This window comes from Paenibacillus sp. EKM211P (assembly GCF_011066175.1).
Classification (GTDB): Bacteria; Bacillota; Bacilli; order Paenibacillales; family Paenibacillaceae; genus Paenibacillus; species Paenibacillus polymyxa.
In genome coordinates this window covers 1-4,308 of sequence record NZ_JAAMNS010000036.1, presented here as the reverse complement: position 1 = coordinate 4,308, position 4,308 = coordinate 1, and the positions used below count along the sequence as shown (strand labels likewise).

The 4,308-nt window shown below is 46.4% G+C and carries 2 protein-coding genes; both read right to left on the bottom strand.

What is annotated here, in order from left to right; all coding sequences use genetic code 11:
* On the bottom strand, window positions 1–2,270 hold a 2,270-nt coding region (locus tag G9G57_RS25155), incomplete at its 3' end, for a non-ribosomal peptide synthetase (RefSeq protein ID WP_164965674.1).
* 10 nt (window positions 2,271–2,280) lie between these two features.
* A partial coding sequence (locus G9G57_RS25150) for a condensation domain-containing protein (RefSeq protein WP_238799343.1) occupies window positions 2,281–4,308 on the bottom strand: 2,028 nt, incomplete at its 5' end.

Sequence of the window (4,308 nt, the reverse complement as noted above, 5' to 3'; positions counted from 1 at the left end):
AGCAAACGGTTAAATCGGCGGACATGCTCTGTCATCAACGCTTCCCCGCTGGCAAATACTCGCCGTACACTCCGCATTTTCCCGGCGGCTCCGCTGTGCTCGATATACTCCAGGAACGCTCCCAGCATGGATGGCACAAAATGGATTGCTGTTACCCCGTTGGCCTCCACCGTTTCGACTATCGTTGCCGGGTCTTTCTCGCCTCCTGGCTCCAAAAAGCATACTGTCGCTCCCTGAATCGCCCACGAGAACAGCTCCCACAACGATACGTCAAAGGTATAAGGCGTTTTTTGCAGGATCACATCCTCCGCTCCAAACGGAATTCGTTGTTCCATCCAGTACAGCCGGTTGATCAGTGAAGCGTGCTCAATCATGACTCCCTTCGGCTTGCCAGTGGAGCCTGACGTATAGATCACGTACACCAAATCGCTCGAGCGATTAACAGGTTCCGGGTTCTTCCCGCATTCTTCTCCTGTAAGCTCCATCCCCTCCATCAGCAAATCTTCGATAGCGATCAGCTCGCGGTCGACTCCGTGCGGACGAAGGCGGTCCAACTGATCCCGCTGGGTCAGCAGGATAGATGCCCCGCTATCCTCCAGCATGAATCCCAGCCGTTCTTCCGGGTCCTCTGGATGTAACGGCAGATACGCCCCGCCTGCCTTCAAAATCCCTAGCAGGCCGACGATCATCTCCAGCGATCGATGAACTGCGATGCCCACCATCTGGTCGGGCCCGATGCCTTTCTTCCGCAGGACGTGAGCCACCCGATTCGCCTGGGCATTCAGCTCCCGGTACGTCAATTGCCGATTTTGGTATAGGGCTGCCGGATGTTCCGGTGTTCGCTCCACCTGCTCCTCAAACAATTGATGAATCGTCTTCTCCCTTGGATAAGGCGCAGCCGTCCCGTTGAATTTCTTCAAAATCACTTCTTTTTCTTCTGGCAGAATGATATCTATTTCGTGCAAAACTATATCAGCAGACGAAACTACAGTGCGGGCGATTTCCTCAACATGTCGACCTAATCGATCTATATATTCTGGTTCGTATAATAGACCGTTATAGCTGAATTTCATCCGCAGTTTCTCACCGGGGACAACGTTAAGGTTGAACGAATAATTAGTCTGTTCAAAGCCAGCCATCTCCGAAACCGCTAAACTGTTTTCGTTCTCGTGATCGGAAGCTTCCTCCATACCCGGGAAATTTTCAAAGGCCAAAATATGGTGTATCAGATTACTCTTCAACAAACTACCCGCCTGAATATCAGCAAGGGGCACATAATGATGCTGCCCCGCCTCCATAACCGAATGTTGTACATGCTGGACGAAATCCGAAAAAACAAGATGATCCTCTTCACTCGATATACGCACTGGAATAGTATTGATAAATAGGCCTACCATGTTTTCTGCTCCCGGAATATCTGACGGACGACCGGAAACGACAGAGCCAAATACCACGTCGCGGGTGTTGTTGTATTTCATCAATAGCAAGCCCCAGATAGAGTGAAACAATGTACTCAAAGTAACCTTGAGTTCTTTGGCCAGTGATTCCAACTGACCCGTTAATTGCGAATCAAAGCTAAAGATTTGCTGCTGTGGATCGTAATCAACGTGGCTCCCTTTACCACTCGCAGGCAAGATACTCTGCTGTTCAAAACCATCCAAATATCGCTCCCAAAACGTAAGCGCTATATCTGTATCCTGCTTGTCCAACCACTTGAGGTATTTTTCATAAGAAGGAGCTTCCCCCAGTTGAACTGGCTCATTCTTTTGCAATGATGTGTAGATCTGGAACCATTCTTTCAAAACGATTTCTAAGCACCATCCATCCATAATGATGTGGTGGAAGCTAACGATCAGCTTGTATACATCAGACGCACACTGCAATATGGAGACCCGGAATAACTCATCCCGGGTAATATCAAATCCGTTGGCCTTATCACGTTGAACAAACTGTTCTATATAGGCCACCTGGTCAGATTGCGTTAGTGAAGAAATGTCCTCAAAGTGAATTGCTGGATGCTTCTGCCGAAATACGATCAATTTAGGCTCTTCAATATTGACGTGAAAAACATTGCTGCGCAATATCTCATGGCGCTCAAATAGAACAGAAAGACTTCGATCCAGAAGCTCTACCTCGAGTAAGCCGTTCAAGGTAAGACTCACCTGTTCAAAATAGGCGTACGAAGTTTGATCTAGCAGGCTATGGAACAAGATTCCTTGTTGCATCGGGGTTAATCGGAATATACTTTGAATTTGCAGATCTTTACTCATAATCCACCGCCTAGGAAGATGTATTATTTTTATAGTAGGCCATAATCTCATCCAAATCGTTAATTGAAAGATTCTCATCATCGCTCACATCTGCGGGAGTCCATTCCTTCTCCTTCTTTTCAGAGCAATGCTCAATAATTTCTAGCAAACGACTTTGCAAGAAATTTCCCAATTTTTGAATACTCGATTCAGCATATTCACGACTGCTATACTCGATCCCGAGGGTTAATATCCCCTGTTCGATACTGCCATTAATATCAAGCACAAATGGTGTCTCGGTCTCCTCACTTACTGTCCGGCCCGGAGAATACTTTGATTCGACAAATAAAGGCGCAACGGAGCCTGAATCAATCTGGCCGTGATAATTAAACCGGATTTCAGGTGCAAAATGTCCCTGATTAGTACTTTTCAAATCGTGTAGGGTCATATATTCCAGAATTCCGAAGTCAATGCCCTTATTAGGAACACGTCGCAACGCTTCCTTGGTCAGCTTAATTTGGTAAGCTAAATCGGCATTATGCTTCATATCCAGATGAATAGGATACATCGTAGTAAACCAGCCGACCGTTCTGGTTATATCTATATCATCAAAGATCTGTTCCCGTCCGTGTCCTTCCAGAAAAATGGTAAATCCATCATTATCAGTCCAGTCTCTCAATGCCAGTCCAAAGGCTGTCAACAGTAGATCGTTTACATTCGTACTATAAACCTTGTGTACATCCTTCTGCAGACGATCTGTTTGTTGCTTGGAAAGCCTTACGCTGCAGATTTTCAGGTCTTTCCCTCTTCTGTCAGCGACCGGGTAGTCTTTATGAAGCGGTTTACTGGCATGACGGATCACATTCTCCCAATAATGCTTGTAACGAGCTGGACGCGCACCCTTTGCATCATCACCCAGGCGATGGGTCCAGTCCTTCCATGAATGGGTCTTCGCCTGGAAGAGAATTTCTTCATTATTAAGCGCCTGCATATACCCTTGCTCCAAATCTTCCAATAGAATTCTCCAAGAAACTCCATCTACCACCAAATGATGAATCGCGAGTAATAAGTGATCACCTTGGGCCGTGTGAAACAACCCTGCTTGCACAAGTGGACCCTCTTCCAAATTCATACGCCGCTGAATCGCTTCGCTAAGGCTTTGGATTGCTTCTTCAATGGATGCCTCATGGCTTACATCCAGAACAGTAAGAGCATATGCCTTTCGATTCGTACCATGAATGACGGGAGTGATTCTGTCCGGACTCGCTGTATATGTCATTCGTAAGGCATCATGATGCTCTGTCAGCTTACACAACACCTGATCGACCAGTTCTTCCTTCCATCCCTTTTGGCTATACAACATAACAGCCTGGTTCCAATAGTTCGATTCCGTGAACTTTTGCTCAAAAAACCATCGTTGGATAGGCGATAACTCAGCCTCTCCTTCAATAATCCCTTGTTCGGCTTGAACACTGACTGCTCTTAGATCCGGAGTCAGGCTACCTATCGTTTGATGACGGAAAAGGTCCTTAATTTCCATACGATATCCGTGCTTACTTAGACGTGTGGAAATTTGAATAGCTTTAATTGAATCTCCGCCCAATTCAAAAAAGTTATGATTCGTTCCGATAGGAGCATAGCCAAGAACCTCTTGCCAGATTTCGGCCATCAACGCTTCAACCTCATTGGAAGGAGAAATATAATCTACCTCAATCGACAGACTGTGATCAGGCTCAGGCAATGCTTTTCTGTCGATCTTACCGCTCGATAGATAAGGCATAGCTTCCATAGATACGATATAAGCAGGCACCATGTACTCGGGTAGAACTTCTTTAATACGAGCCTTTAATGCTTGTATATTGAACTCCTGGGCATGTTCAACATAGGCGCATAAATAACTTCCCCCAGAACGGTCATCACGAGCAAGCACTACTGCCGTCTGGACCCCTTCGTAGGCCAGTATTGCCGCTTCAATCTCACCCAGTTCGATCCGGTAGCCCCGAATTTTCACCTGATGGTCAATCCGACCCATATATTCAATGTTTCCATCCGGCAGCCA